This window comes from Hymenobacter sp. ISL-91 (assembly GCF_018613725.1).
Taxonomy (GTDB): Bacteria; Bacteroidota; Bacteroidia; order Cytophagales; family Hymenobacteraceae; genus Hymenobacter.
On sequence record NZ_JAGGPS010000031.1, the window covers coordinates 45,085 to 61,802 of the forward strand.

18 protein-coding genes are annotated in these 16,718 nt (G+C 62.4%); 5 read left to right on the forward strand and 13 right to left on the reverse strand.

The annotated features are described in order from the left end of the window. Positions 1-46 precede the first annotated feature (46 nt). Positions 47-763 carry a DNA repair protein RecO gene (gene recO / locus J7E24_RS12840; protein WP_215138558.1) on the forward strand — a complete coding sequence of 239 codons (717 nt, stop codon included), beginning with the start codon at positions 47-49 and terminating at the stop codon, positions 761-763. Positions 764-910: 147 nt separating this feature from the next. Here the strand turns inward: recO and J7E24_RS12845 are convergent, their stop codons facing one another. The 7 genes from J7E24_RS12845 to J7E24_RS12875 form a co-directional block, all read right to left on the reverse strand. Further along, a complete protein-coding gene (locus J7E24_RS12845; RefSeq protein ID WP_251047185.1) occupies positions 911-1,888 on the reverse strand; it encodes an FKBP-type peptidyl-prolyl cis-trans isomerase in 978 nt (325 codons plus the stop codon). Between the two features lie 142 nt (positions 1,889-2,030). Next, the gene (locus J7E24_RS12850) at positions 2,031-2,522 is read right to left on the reverse strand and encodes an FKBP-type peptidyl-prolyl cis-trans isomerase (RefSeq protein ID WP_215138559.1); all 492 of its coding nucleotides are present in this window, start codon (positions 2,520-2,522) and stop codon (positions 2,031-2,033) included. Positions 2,523-2,533: 11 nt separating this feature from the next. Further along, positions 2,534-3,073, reverse strand: coding sequence for an FKBP-type peptidyl-prolyl cis-trans isomerase (locus J7E24_RS12855; RefSeq protein ID WP_215138560.1), 540 nt, complete (start codon positions 3,071-3,073; stop codon positions 2,534-2,536). A gap of 45 nt (positions 3,074-3,118) precedes the next feature. Further along, on the reverse strand, positions 3,119-3,610 hold the full coding sequence (locus J7E24_RS12860) for an FKBP-type peptidyl-prolyl cis-trans isomerase (RefSeq protein ID WP_215138561.1): 492 nt from the start codon (positions 3,608-3,610) through the stop codon (positions 3,119-3,121). A gap of 28 nt (positions 3,611-3,638) precedes the next feature. Further along, positions 3,639-4,160 carry an FKBP-type peptidyl-prolyl cis-trans isomerase gene (locus tag J7E24_RS12865; protein ID WP_215138562.1) on the reverse strand — a complete coding sequence of 174 codons (522 nt, stop codon included), beginning with the start codon at positions 4,158-4,160 and terminating at the stop codon, positions 3,639-3,641. A 108-nt stretch (positions 4,161-4,268) separates the two neighbouring features. Continuing rightward, positions 4,269-5,330: an FKBP-type peptidyl-prolyl cis-trans isomerase gene (locus J7E24_RS12870; RefSeq protein WP_215138563.1), complete on the reverse strand. Its 1,062-nt coding sequence runs from the start codon at positions 5,328-5,330 to the stop codon at positions 4,269-4,271. A 53-nt stretch (positions 5,331-5,383) separates the two neighbouring features. Continuing rightward, positions 5,384-6,427 carry a DHH family phosphoesterase gene (locus tag J7E24_RS12875; protein WP_215138564.1) on the reverse strand — a complete coding sequence of 348 codons (1,044 nt, stop codon included), beginning with the start codon at positions 6,425-6,427 and terminating at the stop codon, positions 5,384-5,386. A 282-nt stretch (positions 6,428-6,709) separates the two neighbouring features. On the opposite strand from J7E24_RS12875, the gene J7E24_RS12880 reads away from it, so the two are divergent. Beyond that, positions 6,710-7,114, forward strand: a complete 405-nt coding sequence (locus tag J7E24_RS12880) for a nucleoside-diphosphate kinase (protein ID WP_019947375.1) — start codon at positions 6,710-6,712, stop codon at positions 7,112-7,114. Positions 7,115-7,317: 203 nt separating this feature from the next. On the opposite strand, the gene J7E24_RS12885 is transcribed toward J7E24_RS12880, so the two are convergent. The 3 genes from J7E24_RS12885 to J7E24_RS12895 all read right to left on the reverse strand — a co-directional run bounded on the left by J7E24_RS12885 (position 7,318) and on the right by J7E24_RS12895 (position 11,614). Beyond that, the gene (locus J7E24_RS12885) at positions 7,318-8,607 is read right to left on the reverse strand and encodes a nucleoside permease (RefSeq protein WP_215138565.1); all 1,290 of its coding nucleotides are present in this window, start codon (positions 8,605-8,607) and stop codon (positions 7,318-7,320) included. A 321-nt stretch (positions 8,608-8,928) separates the two neighbouring features. After that, positions 8,929-10,011: a response regulator gene (locus J7E24_RS12890; RefSeq protein WP_215138566.1), complete on the reverse strand. Its 1,083-nt coding sequence runs from the start codon at positions 10,009-10,011 to the stop codon at positions 8,929-8,931. Then, positions 9,989-11,614, reverse strand: a complete 1,626-nt coding sequence (locus J7E24_RS12895; protein ID WP_215138567.1) for a PAS domain-containing sensor histidine kinase — start codon at positions 11,612-11,614, stop codon at positions 9,989-9,991. The genes J7E24_RS12890 and J7E24_RS12895 overlap by 23 nt, the downstream gene beginning before the upstream one ends. A gap of 167 nt (positions 11,615-11,781) precedes the next feature. Here J7E24_RS12895 and J7E24_RS12900 point away from each other — a divergent pair, with 167 nt between their 5' ends. Beyond that, positions 11,782-12,105, forward strand: a complete 324-nt coding sequence (locus J7E24_RS12900; protein ID WP_215138568.1) for a thioredoxin — start codon at positions 11,782-11,784, stop codon at positions 12,103-12,105. A 67-nt stretch (positions 12,106-12,172) separates the two neighbouring features. Here the strand turns inward: J7E24_RS12900 and J7E24_RS12905 are convergent, their stop codons facing one another. The 3 genes from J7E24_RS12905 to J7E24_RS12915 all read right to left on the reverse strand — a co-directional run bounded on the left by J7E24_RS12905 (position 12,173) and on the right by J7E24_RS12915 (position 13,469). After that, positions 12,173-12,481, reverse strand: a complete 309-nt coding sequence (locus tag J7E24_RS12905) for a cupin domain-containing protein (RefSeq protein WP_215138569.1) — start codon at positions 12,479-12,481, stop codon at positions 12,173-12,175. Between the two features lie 16 nt (positions 12,482-12,497). Further along, on the reverse strand, positions 12,498-12,905 hold the full coding sequence (locus tag J7E24_RS12910) for a group III truncated hemoglobin (protein ID WP_215138570.1): 408 nt from the start codon (positions 12,903-12,905) through the stop codon (positions 12,498-12,500). Positions 12,906-12,992: 87 nt separating this feature from the next. Continuing rightward, the gene (locus tag J7E24_RS12915; protein ID WP_215138571.1) at positions 12,993-13,469 is read right to left on the reverse strand and encodes a hypothetical protein; all 477 of its coding nucleotides are present in this window, start codon (positions 13,467-13,469) and stop codon (positions 12,993-12,995) included. A gap of 340 nt (positions 13,470-13,809) precedes the next feature. On the opposite strand from J7E24_RS12915, the gene J7E24_RS12920 reads away from it, so the two are divergent. Continuing rightward, positions 13,810-16,326: a heavy metal translocating P-type ATPase gene (locus J7E24_RS12920; protein ID WP_215138572.1), complete on the forward strand. Its 2,517-nt coding sequence runs from the start codon at positions 13,810-13,812 to the stop codon at positions 16,324-16,326. 111 nt (positions 16,327-16,437) lie between these two features. Continuing rightward, a complete protein-coding gene (gene ccoS, locus J7E24_RS12925; RefSeq protein ID WP_019947383.1) occupies positions 16,438-16,593 on the forward strand; it encodes a cbb3-type cytochrome oxidase assembly protein CcoS in 156 nt (51 codons plus the stop codon). The last annotated feature ends 125 nt before the right edge of the window (positions 16,594-16,718 follow it).

The following is a 16,718-nucleotide window of genomic DNA, read 5'->3' on the forward strand; positions in this document are numbered from 1 at the left end:
AGAACCCTTCTGGCTCCTGTCTTCTATCTCCTAGCTTCTCAAAGAAATGCTTATCAAAACCCGCGGTATTGTGCTTAGCCACATTCGCTACCGCGAAACCAGCATTATTGCCCGCATCTATACCGAGCGGCTGGGCCTGCAGAGCTACCTCGTGAACGGGGTGCGCAAGGCCAAGCCGCCCGGCCGCATTGCTCTGTTTCAGCCCCTCACGCTGCTGGAACTGGTAGCGTACACCTCGCGTAATGGTGGCCTCACGCGCCTCTCGGAGTTCCGGTGCGCCGAGCCCTTCCGCACCTTGCCCTACGATGTACGCAAAAGCAGCATTGCCCTGCTGCTGTCGGAGGTGGTGAGCCGGGTGCTGCTGGAGGAGGAGGAGAACGAGCCGCTGTTCACGTTTCTGCACGACTCGGTGCTGGCCTTCGACCGGCAGGAAACGGGCTTCGAGAACTTCGCGCTGGTGTTTCTGCTGCAGCTCAGCCACTACCTGGGCTTCGGTGCCGAAACGGGCGAGGAAATTACCACCCAGGTAGCTTTTGCCACCGATGCCGCGGCCGGTACCAACCGCGGCCCCACGGCGCTGCGCCGCGAGTTCGACCAGTACCTCGACGAGCTGATTCGCACTCCCGCCTCGGCCTCTATTCCGAATGGCCGGGTCCGGCGCGAGCTGCTGGGCGTGCTCATCCGCTACTACCAGCTCCACGTCGAGCGCCTCGGCGACATCCGTTCCCTGGCTGTGCTGTCGGAAGTGCTGGCGGAGTTGTAAAGGATAGGGGAGAAGGAAATACAGCAGAAAGAAGAACGTCATTCAGAGCGCAGCGAAGAATCTCGCGTGAATCGTGTCAACAGTCGTTGTTCAACGATTCACGCGAGATTCTTCGCTGCGCTCTGAATGACGTTCCTACCCTACTCCCTACTTCACATCCACCAGCTCCACCTCAAAGAGCAGCACGCTGTTGGCGGGGATGGACTCGCCGGGGCTGCGGGGGCCGTAGGCCAGGGCCGAAGGGATGAGCAGCGTGGCTTTGGCGCCTTTGGAAAGCTGGGCCAAGCCTTCATCCCAGCCCGGAATAACGCGGCCGGCACCCAGCGGAAACTCGATAGGCTTGTTGCCGTGTTTTACCGACGCATCAAACTCCTGGCCGCTCAGCAGCTGGCCGCGGTAGAGCACCGAAACCGTTTGGCCCGGCTGGGCCACCGGGCCGCTACCGGGGCGGGTAACCACGTAGTACACGCCACGGGGCGTTTTTTTTGGCTGTAGCTTGTTTTCTTTGGCATAGGCCAGAATCAGCGCTTCGTCGCGGCGGGCCTGTTCGGCGGCTTTTAGGGTGGCCGTTTCCTGCTGTTTGGCTTCCTCCTGGCGCATCTGCGCCTCCACTTCGGCCGGCGTCTGCACGCTTACGGCTTTGGCGAATACCAGCATGGCAGGCCCGGCCCGGCGGATGAAGCCCGGCACCGGCTGTCGGAACGACTTGCTAAACACCGTGTCGAGATTGAGGCGAAACACGCCCGAGTCGCCGGGCTGGAGCAGCGCCAGTGCCTGCTCGACGCTGCCGCCCTGGCCGGTCCGCAGCGTATCGAGCGGTACGCGCACGGGCTGGTTCTCATTCTGGCGGCGCGAGTGCATAAGCACCGAATCTTTGGCGGTGCGGAACTGCAGGTGCAAACTCAGGATGCGGCCTACGCGGCTGGCATAGGCCGGGTCGCCGGTGGCGGGCAAGGCGGGCCGCAGCACGTAACGGCCCTTTTCGAGCCGGTAGATCCGGTATTCCAAGCCCGATTTCAGCCGATTGAAGGGCACGGGCTTCCCCTGAAACGAAACGAGCCCCGCTGCTGCCAGCAGCAGCGCACTCACCGACCCCAACACGCGCATCCGAACAGAATAAGCCATACAATAGGTGCTTTTAGAAACGTGAACAAAAGTAGCACACGCCGGTAATCCAAAAAAAAACGGTCATTCCGCCCAAGCAGAACGACCGTCGTACCGTTTCTCACTTCTCACTTCTCACTTCTCACTTCTCACTTCTCACTTCTCACTTCACCTTCAGCACTTCCAGTTCGAAAATCAAGTCGGCGTTGGGCGGGATGATGTAGCGGCGGTTGCTGTCGTCGTCGGGGTCGGGGAGGCCTTTGGCACCGTAGGCCAGCCGGGCCGGTATCCAGACGCGCGCGCGGCTACCCTCGGGCAGCAGCAACAGCGCCTCATCAAACCCTCTGATAACCTCTTTCGCGCCCGCCCGCACCTTCAGCGGGCCACCCTGCTGCACCGAGGTGTCAAAAATATGCCCATTGGAGGCCAGAAAGCCGGTGTAATGGACGCTCACCCGACTACCGATTTTGGGCGTAGGGCCGGCTCCTGGCTGGCGCAACGCATAGCGCAGGCCCGACGACGTAGTGAGGGCCCGGGCTTCGAGGCTGTCGGCAGGGGGCAGGGGGGCAGCGGTGGTAAGGGTACGCTGGGCATGGCCAGCCAGGGGCCAGCCGCCCAGCAGTAGTAAAATAGCCCACGTCAGCCCTTGCCGCATCGTTCAGGTAGTTATTCTACGCTCAGGATTTCCAGATCGAACAATAGCGGCGTTCTGGCCGGAACGGGCCCTGATGCTTCGAACCCGTAGCCCAGGTAGGAGGGAATAAGCACCAGCTTCCGGTCGCCCTGGCGCATTTCGAGCGTCGCTTCGTCCCAGCCTTTTATTACCCCACCGGCTCCGTTGCGGAAGCTAAAGCAGCCGCAGTCGGTGCGGTTGGTGCTGGAAGCGTCGAATACCTGCGACTCGTTGCGCTCATTAATAAACCGCCCCACGTAGTTAACCGTCACTTTCTGGCCAGCTTTGATGAGCGGGTTGGCAGCCGGGCCATCGGTGAGGGGCACCAGGTAGATGCCCGAGTCGAGCCGGCGGTAGTTGGTAATGGCGTTGCGGGTCAGGTAGGCCTGAATGGTGTCGTCATCGGCCTTCTTCTGGGCCTCAATTACCTTGGGGTCAATCTGGAAAGGATTATTGGGCTGTTCGCAGCCGCTCATGAGCGAGGCTCCTACCAGCAGGGCCAGCAACGACAGAAACAGGGTCAGGTTTTTCATAGTCATAAAGCAAAAAAGAAAAGGCTACTGTTCTGGGAAGCCGGCTTACTTGATGTTTACTACCTCCACATCGAAGCGCAACACCGAATTGGCCGGAATAGAGCCCGTGGCAGTATTTCCGTAAGCCAGCCCCGATGGAATAAGCAGAATGGCCTTGGTACCCTTGTTGAACTGCTTGAAAGCCCGGTCCCAGCCCTTTATAACCTGGCCTGCGCCCAGCACGAATGGGAAGCCAATAGTAGACTCCTTGGTTTCGTCGAATACCTGGCCGTCGAGCGTGGTGCCTTTGTACTTGACGATGATAGTCTGGCCCTTTTTGGGCAACGCGCCCGTGCCGGCTTGGGTAACGGACACGAACATGGTGGTGTCACGTACAAAGCCCGTCAGGTTGTTGGCCTGGATATACTGGGTAATCAACTGCTCATCGCGCTCAGTAAAGTCGGGAGCAGGCTCATTTTTATCATCTTTTTTGCAGGCACCGAGCGCAAGAAGCAGCGTCAGTAGAAAAAAAGGAAGCAGCGAAAACCGGAAATTCATGGCAGGCGAAAAGCGTGGTGAGAAACTATTACTGAGCCCGTAGCAGCTCTACGTCGAAACGCAACACAGAACGGGCCGGAATCGGGCCCGTGGCGCGGGGGCCATAGGCCAGGTCCGATGGAATAAGCAGGATGGCTTTGCTGCCGGGGCGCAGGCCGATAAAGCCCTCGTCCCAACCTGGGATAACCTGGCCCCGACCCACCGTAAAGGTAATCGGCTCGTCGTTGCGGCTGCTCGTCGAGTCGAAAACGCGGCCGTCGAGCGTGAGGCCGGTGTAAAGCACCGTCAGCTGCTGGCCGGCTACGGCCGGGTTGCCGGTGCCGGGCTGCGTAACAGCCACGTACAGGCCCGATGCCTTCCGCTCGAAGCCCGTCAGGTTGTTGGCCTTGATATAGTCAGTAATCAGCTGCTCGTCGCGCTCGGCGTAATTGGTGTTGTCAATAGGATCGGACTGGCAGCCCGCCAGCAGCAGCGGCAGCAGCGTAAGCAGCAGCACCAGGGAGCGGTGGCCGGTGCGGTGCAGGGCAGCGCAGAAGGAAGAAAACAGCATCAGCAGGAAGAAAAAAACGTGAAACCCCTTGAGGATAGGATACAAAAACCCCCGGCCGGGTTGCACCGCAGGGCCGGGGGCTTAGGCTAAACGAGCAAGTGCCCGGGTTTATTTGCCCTGCTGCGCCTGGCGCTGCATGGCTTCAATCTGACGACGGATTTCGGCCTCGTCCATCTGGGCGCCGGCGGCCGGCTGAGCGGGGGCGTTCTTGATGTCGACCAGCTCTACGTCGAAGCGCAGGATGGCGTCAGCCGGAATGTCGGCGCCGGCACCGCGCTGCCCGTAGGCCAGCGACGAAGGCACCAGCAGAATGCCTTTCGAACCCTTGGGGAACTGGGCAATGCCCGCATCCCAGCCCGGAATCACTTGGCCCTGGCCAATGGTGAAGTCGAACGGCTTGTTGCCTACCTTCTCCGACGAATCGAACACTTTGCCGTTTTCCAGCAACGAGCCTTTGTAGAGCACCGATACAACCTGGCCGGCTTTGGGCTTGGGGCCCGGGCCAGCCGTGGTAATGGCGTAGTACACGCCCGATGGGTCTTTCTGAACGGTGAGGTTGTTTTTCTTGGCGTAGGCCTGCAGCGCTACATCGTCTTTCTTGAGCTGCGCCTCGGCATGAGCGGCCATTTTAGCCTGCTGTTCTACCTGCATTTTCTGCACGTCGGCCTGGGCTTCGGCCTGGTCCTGCACCTTGTCCACCTTCACGTACATGGTCATGGTTTTGCCGGCCTTGCTCATGAATGGGGGTACGGGCTGGCGGAACGACTTGGCGAAAATAGTGTCCACGTTGAAGCGGAACACGGCCGAGTCGCCGGGCTGGAGCAGGCTGATGGCTTCTTCGAGGCCACCGCGCTGGGGCGCCCGCACGGTATCCAGGGGCACGCGCACCGGGAAGCCCATCTGCTGCTTGCGCGAGTTAAACAGGACCGAGTCTTTGGCCGTGCGGTACTCCACATGCAGGGCCATTATTTTGCCGATGCGCTCCTTGTACGTCGCGTCGCCGTCCTTGCTCACGTCCTTGTCTTCGTACTTGCCGGCCGCAGTGCTCTTGAAAATCTTGTACTCAATTCCCGAAGGCGTCTTGCTGAATTCCCCGCTTTTGTTGCAGGAGGCGAGGCTCAGGATGCCGGCCGCCAGGGCCAGGCTCAGAAAGGTGCGTTGAAAAAACATGAAGGGGTTTGAGAGGAGTGAAGATGCAAAAACAGCGGCGAAGTTACGCCGAATTACGCCACCGGGGCCGGGCTGGCCAGCGGCGCGCCCAGCAGTTGCACCTGGTAGTCGGGCAGCAACTCCAGGAAACGGTCGAGGGTGGCGGGCAGCGGTACGTGGCTGATGCCGCCGGCGGCGTTGTGGTGGCCGCCGCCGCTGAAGTGGCGGCGCGAGAACTCGCTGGCTGAAAAGTCGCCTACCGAGCGGAAGGAGATTTTTACGGCCTGGGTGCGGTCGATGAAAATGGCGGCAAACACAATGCCCTCAATGCTCAGCGCAAAGTTTACCAGCCCTTCCGTGTCACCGGTTTTGGAGTGGTACTGGCGCAGCTCGTCGGCCGTAATGGCAATGTAGGCCGTGTTGTACTCGCGCAGCACCGTCAGCTTGTCCTTTAGCACGAAGCCCAGAAACCGCAGCCGCTCCTCCGAGTGCGAGTCGTAGATGCGGCGGTGCACCTCGGACGTGTTGATGCCGGCGCTGAGCAGCTCGGCAATAATGAGGTGCACGTTGCGCGAGGTGCTGGGGTGGCGGAACGAGCCCGTATCGGTCATGATGCCCGCGTACAGGCATTCGCCGATACCCGTGTCAATCAGGTCCTGGTCGCCCAGGTCGCGGATTACTTCAAACACCAGCTCGGATGCGGCTGCGGCCCGCGAGTTGGAAAAGTCCAGCTGGGCAAAATTCTCGGGCTCCTGGTGGTGGTCGATGAGCACCTTGGTGCCCTTGGCCATCCGCACGTACTCGCCCAGCTCGTTGATGCGGGCCAGGCACGAAAAATCGAGGCAAAATAACACCTCGGCCTGCTCAACCAACTCGCGCACCTTCGCATCGTTGCGGCGCGGGTCGTACACTACTACCTCATCGTTGCCAGGCATCCAGGCCAGAAAATCCGGATAGTCGGAAGGCGTTACGACCGTTACCTGGTGGCCCTTCTTGCGCAGGTAACCCGCCAAACCCAGCGACGAGCCCAGGGCATCGGCATCGGGCTTGTGGTGGGTGGTGATGAATACCTGCCGGGGCTGGGCCAGCAGTTCTTTCAACTCAGCAATTTGCGACATCTCCTACGGGGCAGGTAACTGAAAGTGGGCTGGTTAGCCCGAATGCAAAGGCGGCAAAATTCGGAAATATTCCGCTCTCCAACAAAAGGCTCCTCAGAAAGGTGCGCAAAGGTAGTGAGAGGAGAAGCGAGAAGGGAGTACGGAGAGGTGAGCGGGAACGTCATTCTTCGCTGCGCTCTGAATGACGTTCCCGCTCACCTCTCCGTACTCCCTCCTAACTCAAAAACTACTACTTTTGTGCCCGCAAATTTGCATTCCATTTCCACTAACCCAACCCGCCATATGGCTACCAACCGCACCTTCACCATGATTAAGCCTGATGCCGTGCAGGACAACCACATTGGTGGTATCCTCGGCATGATTGAGGCGGCCGGCTTCCGCATCGTGGAGCTTCAGAAAGTGCAGCTGACCCCCGAGCGGGCTGGTCAGTTCTACGAAGTACACAAGGAGCGCCCCTTCTACCAAGACCTCGTGAAATACATGTCGTCGGGCCCTATCGTAGCCGCCATCCTCGAAAAGGACAACGCCGTTGCTGATTTCCGCACCCTGATTGGCGCTACCAACCCCGCTAACGCTGAGGAAGGCACCATCCGGAAGAAGTACGCTAAAAGCATCGAAGCCAACGCCGTGCACGGTTCCGACTCCGACGAAAACGCTCAGATTGAGGGCGAATTCTACTTCGGCTAGATCACGAATTAGCACGGATTTTTACGGATTTCACGAATTTTGTGAACGGACCCGTTAGCCGGCCTGGCTAAGTGATATCCTGCTAATAAAGACTTTTGATAAAGCAAAACAGCCACTCTCCGCGGAGAGTGGCTGTTTTGCTTTACACTGAAATCCGGCTACAAAATCCGTGAAATCCGTAAAAATCCGTGCTACTTCGTGATCTAGGCTTGCTCAATAGTCAGTAGGGGCTCCACTTCGTCTACCTGCTCGTCTACTAGGTTGGGGTTGTGCTTGTGTTTGAAGAGGAAAATGAACAGCACGGCAATAACCAGCGCGTAGGCCGCAAACGTCAGCCAGATGTTGTGCCAGTCCTTCACGCCGTTGGCATCGGTGAAGTAGCGCTCAATCACCACGCCGCTGACGGAGCTGCCCAGCACTGCACCAAAGCCGTTGGTCATCATCATGAACAACCCCTGGGCGCTGGCCCGGATAGAAGCCGTGGTCTGGGTTTCGACGAACAGCGAGCCGGAAATGTTGAAGAAATCGAAGGCCATGCCGTACACGATGCACGAGAGGATAATCATCCAGAGTCCCGCACCCGGGTCGCCGTAGGCAAACAGGCCGAAGCGCAGCACCCAGGCAATCATGCTGAAAAACATGACCTGCTTGATGCCGAAACGCCGCAGGAAGAACGGAATGGCCAGAATGAAGAGCGTCTCCGAAATTTGGGAAATTGACATAATGATGGCCGGGTACTTCACGGCCAGCGTGTCTTTATACGCCGGGTTCTGGTCGAAATCGTGCAGGAAGGTGTCGCCGTAGGCGTTGGTGAGCTGCAGAGCCGCGCCCAGCAGCAGCGCGAACATAAAGAACACCAGCATCTTGGAGTCGCGCAGCAGGGCAAACGACTTGAGGCCCAGCGCATCGACCACCGAGCGGCCGGGCGTGTTTTTGGCCAGCGGCGGGCACTTGGGCAGCGTGAACGAGTAGAAGCCCAGCAGGAAAGCCGCGCCGGCCGCCACGTAGAACTGGCTGGCCGACTTCTCGAAGCCCAGCAAGCTCACCGTCCACATGGCCACGATGAAGCCGATGGTGCCCCACACCCGGATGGGCGGGTAGTCCTTCACCACATCCGAGCCCTCGCGCTTGAGCACCGAGTACGACACGGCAATGGACAGCGCCAGCGTGGGCATGTAGAACACCATATTCAGCAGAATCACCCAGAAAAAGGTGCTGGGGTCCGTTACCAGCGGAATCGTGCACAGCACCACGCCGCCCAGCAGGTGCAGCACGCCGTAGAGTTTTTCGGCGTTGATGTACTTATCGGCCACGATGCCCATAAGCGAGGGCATGAAGATGGAGGCAATGCCCATCGTGGAGAAAATGGCCCCGAACTCCGAGCCCGACCACTGCTTGGTCTGGAACCAGTAGGCCCCGATGGTAATCAGCCACGAGCCCCAGATGAAAAACTGAAGGAAACTCAGAATAATGAGACGCAGCTTGGTACTCATGCGGTGGGGGCAGTTTGGAGCGTGGGAAAAGCCGCCGCCAACGCCTCTTAGAGTTGTTGGCCGGCTGTCCGGGCCGGGTGGGTGCGGCTCAGGGGTTCAAATATAAGTAAAGTTGGGAGCGGTTGGCAGGTAATATCCGCCGGAGCTGAAAAGAACGTCATTCAGAAAAGAACGTCATTCAGAGCGAAGCGAAGAATCTCGCTCGGAGTCGTTATAACGGTTGTCGTTCAACAGTAGCACGCAAGATTCTTCGCTTCGCTCTGAATGACGTTCTTTCCCTAACCCCTAACCCCTAACCCCTAACCCCTAATCCCTGACCCGCTACCAGTTGGCGCGGCGCAGCTTTTCGGGGTGCAGTACCCGGATGTCGCGGTTGGTGAGCTCGATGCTGCCGTCCTGGCGCAGCTCGCTGAGGATGCGGCTCAGCGACTCGGGGGCGGTTCCGATGAGGGCGGCCATGTCTTCGCGCGAGAGCTGGATAAGGGGCTCGGCAGTGGGCTGGGCGGCGGTTTGCTGCTCGTGCAGGCGCAGCAGCGTGTCGGCCACGCGCTTGCGCAGCGAGTTGTAGGCCATATCGAGCAGCAGCTCTTCCTGCTCGCGCACCCGGCCGGCCAGCAGGCGCACAAACTGCCGGCCTACCTCGGGGTTACGGCTGAGCAGCTGGCTGAAGTCGGCGGCCGGAATGTAGCGCAGCACGGTGTCTTCGAGCGTCAGGGCCGAGTCGTGGTGGGCGGTGTGTTCGAGCAGGGGCTGGTAGCCGAAAAAGTCGCCGGGGCCGTAGAGGCCGGTAATCAGCTCCTTGCCGGCGGCGGTGGTTTTGGTGGTTTTCACCCGGCCCGACTCCACGAAGTACAGCCGGCTAGCCTCGTCGCCCTCGGCGTAGATAATCTGCTTGCGGGGCAGCTCGTGGGTACGACGGTCGGCGGCCAAGCTTTCCAGTGAATCGAGCTGGCCCGTGGCCTGGGCGTCGTGCAGAAACGCATCGAGGCCGGCGGGCGTGGCCTCGTACTCGGGGGCAGGTGGGGGCTGCAGCTGCTGAAAGCGGGCCAGCCGGCCGGCCACGGCGTTCAGCAGCTCGTTGCTGTCGAAGGGCTTGGTGAGGTAGTCGTCGGCGCCCAGCTCCATGCCCTTGCGCAAATCCTGGCGCTCGGTTTTGGCCGTCAGGAAGATAAACGGAATGCCGCGCAGTTCGGCGTTCTGGTTGAAGATGTGCAGCACCCCGTAGCCGTCGAGCACGGGCATCATAATGTCGCAGATAACCAGGTCGGGGCGGGTGGCCAGGGCCTGCTCGACGCCCAGCTTGCCATTGGCCGCCGTGAGCACCTCGTAGCCGGCCAGCTCCAGCAGCTCGGCCGTGTTCTCGCGGATAAGGTCGTGGTCCTCAATCAGTAGAATGACTTTCATAGGGGATGGTTAGCGTGACGGTAGTGCCCTGGCCGAGCTGGCTTTGCAGGTCGACGGTGCCGCCCAGCAGCTCGGCGTAGCGGCCCACAATATACAGGCCCAGCCCGGTGCCGGGCAGGTTGCTGACGCTACGGGCCCGGAAAAACCGCTCGAACAAATGCTGCTGGTCTTCCTCCGAAATGCCCAGTCCTTCATCCTCGACCCGCAGCGTGAGCCAGCCGCCGGCGCAGGCCGCGTGCAGGCGCACCACCGAGTCGTCGCCCGAGTATTTGAGGGCGTTGGAGAGTAGATTAACCAGGATTTTGCGCAGCAGCGAAGCATCAAGCCAGATGGCGGAGGGGCAGGCCTGCAGGTCGGTCTCGATGCGCTGGCCGGGCTTGCACAGGCCTTGCACGTCGAGCATCGTGTCCTGCACCAGCTCGGCCAGCTCCAGGCGGGCGGCGCGGGCAGCCACCTTGCCCTCCTCAATCCGGCCCACCGACAGGAACTCCTCCAGAATATCATTCAGGTGGTTGACCGACTGGCGGATGCGCTCGATGTGGCGCAGGCGCTTGGGCTGCTGCTCGGTGGCTGGGTACTGCTCGATGAGTGAGGCCGAGGTGAGCACGGCCGTAAGCGGGGTGCGGAACTCGTGCGAGGCCATGCTCACGAAGCGCGACTTCAGCTCGCCCAGTTCCTGCTCGGCCTGCAGGGCCTTGGCCAGCTCGTCTTTGCGCTGCTCCAGCTGCTCCAGGGTGCTCAGCAGGGCGTGGGTGCGGTCGGCTACTTTCTGCTCCAGGTCGGCGTTGAGGCGCTCCACGCGCAGGCGCTCCACGCGCAGGCGCTCGGCCACCAGCGCCTCCCGCGCCTGCCGCTTATCGGTAATGTCGATGACGTACGACACCACGTACAGCTCGTTTTCCTGGTAGAAATAGCTCAGACTCACCTCCACCGGAAACACCGAGCCATCGGCGCGCTGGCCCTCCAGGTCACCGCGGTGCGAGTTGAGGGCGCGCACTTGCGGGTCGGCGTTGAACGATTCGCGCAGCTGCTGGTGGTTGCGGCCGGGCGCAGGCGGCACCAGCGCGTCGATGTTGGCGCGCACCAGCCCCTCGGGCGGGTAGCCGAACTGCTGGTGCGCCAAGTGGTTGGCCGACACGATGTCGCCCGCCCGGTTGCAGACGATAATGCCAATGGTGGCGTGCGACACCACGGCCTCGAACTGGCCGTGGCTGTTGGCCAGGGCCTGCTCGGCGCGCTGCAGCCGCAAGCCTTCGGCCATCGGGCAGCCGCCGCTGGGCAGCGGTTGCAGCCGCAGCAGCAGCGGCGCGGCGGGGTCGGCGGGGGCCAGGGGCAGCAGCGTGAGGCGGGCCCGCACACCGGACGCCCCAAGCTGCACCACCGACTCGGCCGAGCCCGTGCTACGGGCTTCGGCCAGCAGCGCGGGCCACTCGGGCGGCAGCGGCGAAACGGGCCGCTCCAGCAGCTCGGCTTCGGAGGTGTAGCCCAGCAGCTGCACGCCCGCCTGGTTTACGCGCAGCAGCCGGCCGGTAACCGGGTCGGCCAGCCCCGCAAAGTCGGGGGTTTGGGAGAGCAGCAGGTCGGCCAGGGCGTGGGAAAACATAGTTGCGGTAGCGAAACCCTGAGAAGTGAGGAAGAAGCGAAGTTCGGCAAAAAAGGCGGTGCGGGCGGGCTTTCTGAGGAAGGTCAAGCGAGGGGCTGACAAACCTCATGGAATGGGAGGGGAGCGGGCTGGTACTTTTACAACTCCTACGTTACCCGTTTCGGCTTATGTCAGTTGTTGCTACTCCTACTATGCTGGTGCCCGAGGCCACCGTGCTGCTGGTGCTGCTGCCCCTGGCCGGAGCGGGCCAGGCGCCGGCCCTGAGCGCGGGCGCGCTACGGGCCCTGCAGGCCCGCCTGGGACCGGGCGTGCGCGTACTGAAAATCGACGAGGCCACCCACCCCACGGTGGTGCGCAGCTTCAGCGGCCAGCCGGCGGCGCTGCCCGCCTGCGTGCTGGTGCGCCAGGGTGTGGAGCTGTGGCGCCAGCCCGGCCTGCCCCAGGCCGAAGCCATAGAGGCCCGGCTGCGCCAGGAGTGTAGTTTTTATTGACCAGAAAGGGCATCATGCTGTGTTGCGCTCAGCATGATGCCCTTTCTGGTCAATAAAAACCGGCAACTCAACGGTAAATCAGTATCTGCGCCTCTTCGGGGCAGTGCAGGCTATGAACGGCCCCGGCGGGGAAGATAACGTAGTCTCCGGCAACATAGTGGCGGGAATGGTCGGATACGGTGATGTCGAGTTCCCCCCTGAGCACGACCACCAATACCTCGTGCGGGGCGTGGTGGGGCGCCATGCCTTGGCCAGGACCAAACTGCTTATGAATGATGTTGTGGCCTTCGCGGCGCAACAGCACGTGGGTGGTGGCGTCGGAGGGGGAGGGGTGGGCATGAGGGCCCGCCAGCAGGCTGCCGGAAATAGCTTCCATGAGGAGAAGGAGTTGGTTAGAGAATGGAAAGCGGATTGTTGATGGTCCGCATACGGGTTTCGAAAACGTGGGCGATATTGCCGGCACGGAGCCGCGCCTCGTCGGCCACCGGGCCGGCAAACAACGAGTCGACGGTGCGGCAGAACAGGTGCAGCCACTGCTGAAAGTGGCCGCCGCCGATGGGTAACGGAATGTGCTTGGCGAAAGGCTGGCCCTGGTAGCGGTTGGTGTGCAGCAGCAGGCCACTCCAGAAGTCGTACATGCGCGGCAGATGGGCCGCCCAGTTCACGTGGGCCACGTCGTTGAAGATAGGGCCCAGCAGCGGGTCGGCATTCACGCGGTCGTAAAAGGTGTCGACCAGCACCTTGATGTCGGCTTCGGTCTGAATATCGGGCAGCGTGTTGTTCGTGTTGTTAGAGAGCATGAGCGGGAGGGATTGTAAGGAGGACGAAACAGGATTTGCGTCGGAGGAAGGCTAATAGCTGTCAGCTAAAAGCTAACAGCTCACTGTTCAAGCTGCCTGCCGGAGGCGCCAGGCTTCGGCGGGGCGGCTGAGCAGGGCGAAGGCGCGGTTGGCGGTGCCCAGTAGCAACAGCAGCTTGAACACTTCGGCGCCAATATAGATATGGTGCAGGTCGCTGGCGGGCGGAGTGCGGCCGGCCAGCAGCGCCAGGGCCCGCACATCGAGGGCCGGCAGCAGCCACAGCGTCTGTGCGGCCAGCACGGCGGCCAGCAACCCCAGCGGCAGCACCAGGTTGGCGGGCACCTTCAGGCGGAAGGCGGCGACGATGGCCAGCACGGCCAGCCCGATTTCTACTTTATTAAGCGCCTGAAACACCAGCCGGCCGATGCCCAGCCCCAGCGGCACCGTGATGCCCGGCGCGGTGAACTTCAGCGGCGCTTCGAGAAACGAAATGCCCGCCACCAGCCCCGCCCAGAACAACAGCGCGGCCACCAGCAGAAACGACCAGGAATGACGAGAGAACATGGAGCAGGAATAAAGGTGACGGTCGAATGGCGTAGCGGCGCGACCCATCGCGCCTCAGCGGTGAACGGCGACGTCTGACGGGCAACATCAGCAACGATGAGACGCGACTCATGGCGTCTCATCGTTACCAACCAAACAAAGGTGCCAGCCAAACGGTGCGGGCGCGCTGATGCAAATCAAGCCCCGGCATGAGGTTGGTCATCGGACGGGGGCGCGGGCGGGCGGAGCTTTGTAGAAAGCACGGGCGGGCCACCTGTCAGTTGTACCGCCGCCCGCTTGTTCGCCTCAGCCGATAGAAAACAAGCTAACCGCTAAAAGCTATCAGCTAACCGCTCCATATATGCCCACCGTCCTCGAAGAAGCTACCGCCACCGACGTTGCCTGCGCCCACTGCGGCGACGCCTGCCCGCCCGAGCCGCTGGCGCTGGCCGGCCAGCCCTTCTGCTGCGCCGGCTGCCGCACGGTGTACGAGCTGCTGGCGGCCAACAACCTGTGCACCTACTACAACCTCGACGAGCGCCCCGGCCTCAAGATAAAGGAAGTGGAGCTGCCCGGCCGCTTCGACTACCTCGACTCGGAAAGCGTGCAGGCCCAGCTCCTGAGCTTTCGCTCGGAAGAGCGCGCCCGCCTGACCGTGAGCGTGCCCCAGATGCACTGCACGTCCTGCATCTGGCTGCTGGAGCACTTGCCCAAGCTGAACGCCGGCATCGTGGAGGCGCGGGTGCAGTTCCTGCGCAAGGAAATTACCATTACTTACCTCACCGCCCGCACCAGCCTCAAGGACGTGGTGGCCCTGCTGGCGTCGGTGGGCTACGAGCCCCAGATTACGCTGGCCGAGCTGGGCGCCCAGCCCCACCGCGCCAGCCGCACGCTCTACTACCAGCTGGGGCTGGCGGCCTTCGCCTTCGGCAACGTGATGCTGCTGGCCCTGCCCGACTACTTCTCGTTTGTCGAGGAGTTGCAGGCCGGGTTTGGGGGCTTCTTTGGGCTACTGAGTCTGGCGCTGGCGCTGCCGGTGCTGCTGTACAGCGCCCGCGACTTCTTCCGCTCGGCCTGGCAGGGGTTGCGCCAGCGCTACATCAACCTCGATTTTCCGATTAGCCTGGGGCTGCTGGCCTTGTTTGGGGTGAGCAGCTACGAGGCGCTGAGCGGCCAGGGGCCGGGCTACTTCGACTCGTTTACCGGGCTGGTGTTCTTTATGCTGATTGGCCGCTGGGTGCAGCAGCGCACCTACGACGCGCTGCGCTTCGACCGTGACTTTACCTCCTACTTCCCCGTGGCCGTCACCCGGCTTACCCCCGAGGGCGACAAGTCCATCTCGGTGCGGGAGCTGCAGGTGGGCCACCGGATTCGGGTGCGCCACCAGGAGGTGGTGCCGGCCGATGCGGTGCTGCTGCGCGGCGACGGGCAGATTGACTACTCCTTTGTGTCGGGCGAGAGCACGCCGGTGGCGCGGGCCTCGGGCGAGCTGGTGTACGCCGGCGGCCGGCAGCTGGGCGAGGCCGTGGAGCTGGAAGTGGTGCGCGAAGTCAGCCAGGGCTACCTGACCCAGCTCTGGAACAACCCCGCCTTCGCCAAGGAAAGCCGCCACCAGGGCCTGGAAACCTACGCCAACCGGGTGGGCCGCTACTTCGTGGGCATCACGCTGGCGCTGGCGCTGGGCACGCTGCTCTACTGGGGCCCGCGCGACCAGGCTATGATGTGGCGCGCCTTTACGTCGGTGCTGATTATTGCCTGCCCCTGCGCCCTTTCGCTGGCCACCCCGTTTGCCCTGGGCGCGGCCGTGCGGGTGCTGGGCCGCCACAAGTTCTACCTGAAAAACTCGGCCGTCATCGAAACGCTGGCTCGCGCCGATACGCTGGTGTTCGACAAGACCGGCACCCTCACCGACCCGCACCAGGCCGCCGTGCAGTACCACGGCCGCCCCCTCACGGCCGCCGAGCTGAGCCTGCTCACGACGGCCGCTGCCCAGTCAACCCACCCGCTGAGCCAGCGGCTGGCCCGCGAGGCCAGCGGCCCGGCCCGGCCCTTGCGCCACTGCCACGAAACGTCCGGTCAGGGCCTCGAAGCCACCGCCGACACGGGCGAAACGGTGCGCCTGGGGGCGGCCGGGTTCACCGGCAGTACCGCCAGGCTCCCGCTTCGCGACGCGCCGAACGATAGTAGCGCGAAGCTTCCGCTTCGCGACTTGTTGAGCGACACGGCGCCTGATGGGCGCGAAGCAGAGGCTTCGCGCTACTTCGACGCGCCCGAAACGCGGGTGTACGTGGCGTTTGAGGGCGAGCCGGCGGGCTACTACACCTTCCCCAACGTGTACCGCCCGGCCCTGCCCGAGGTGCTCTCCGGCCTGGGCGGGCACTACCGGCTGGCCGTGCTCTCGGGCGATACGGCCGCCGAGGAAGCGCGCCTGCGCGCCATGCTCGGCCCCGACGCCGCGCTGCACTTCCGCCAGTCGCCGGCCGATAAGCTGGCCTACATTGCCGCCGAACGGGCCAACGGGCATACCGTGGTGATGGTGGGCGACGGCCTCAACGACGCCGGGGCCCTGCGCGCCGCCGATGCCGGCCTGGCCCTCACCGACACGCTCACCAACTTCTCGCCCGCCTGCGACGCCATCCTCGACGCGGCGGAGTTCGGCCGGCTGGCCACGTTCCTGCGCTTCTCGCGGGCCTGCCTGCGGGTGGTGCTGGCCACCTTCGTGCTCTCGTTCTGCTACAACGCCTTCGGCCTCACGCTGGCCGTGCAGGGTTTGTTCACGCCCATCGTCTCGGCCATCCTCATGCCCATCAGCTCGCTGAGCGTGATGCTGGTGGCCACCGTGCTGGTGCGCCGGGCGGCGGCCAGACTGTCTTTGTGAGCTGTTAGCTGAGAGCTATTAGCTGTTAGCTTTTATCTCTTCATCCCTGGCTTATTGCCCGAAGCTAACAGCTAATAGCTCTCAGCTAACAGCTAAAACCCCCCTTCTGCCATGACCATCATCTATTTGCTTATCGGTATCAGCCTGTTGGTGGCGCTGCTCTTTTTGGGGGCCTTCCTGTGGTCGGTGCGCTCGGGCCAGTACGACGATACCTACACGCCCTCCGTGCGCATGCTGTTCGAGGACGAGGAGCCGCCGTTGCGCTAGGAACTGTTCTCAATTAAGTGGCTGTTCATCGTCTATGAATGCAGACCGCACGCTACTGACGGATAAGATGTGGACCGAATTATCCCCCTTGTTGCCGGGGCAAGCGGGCAGTTGTGGGGTCACCG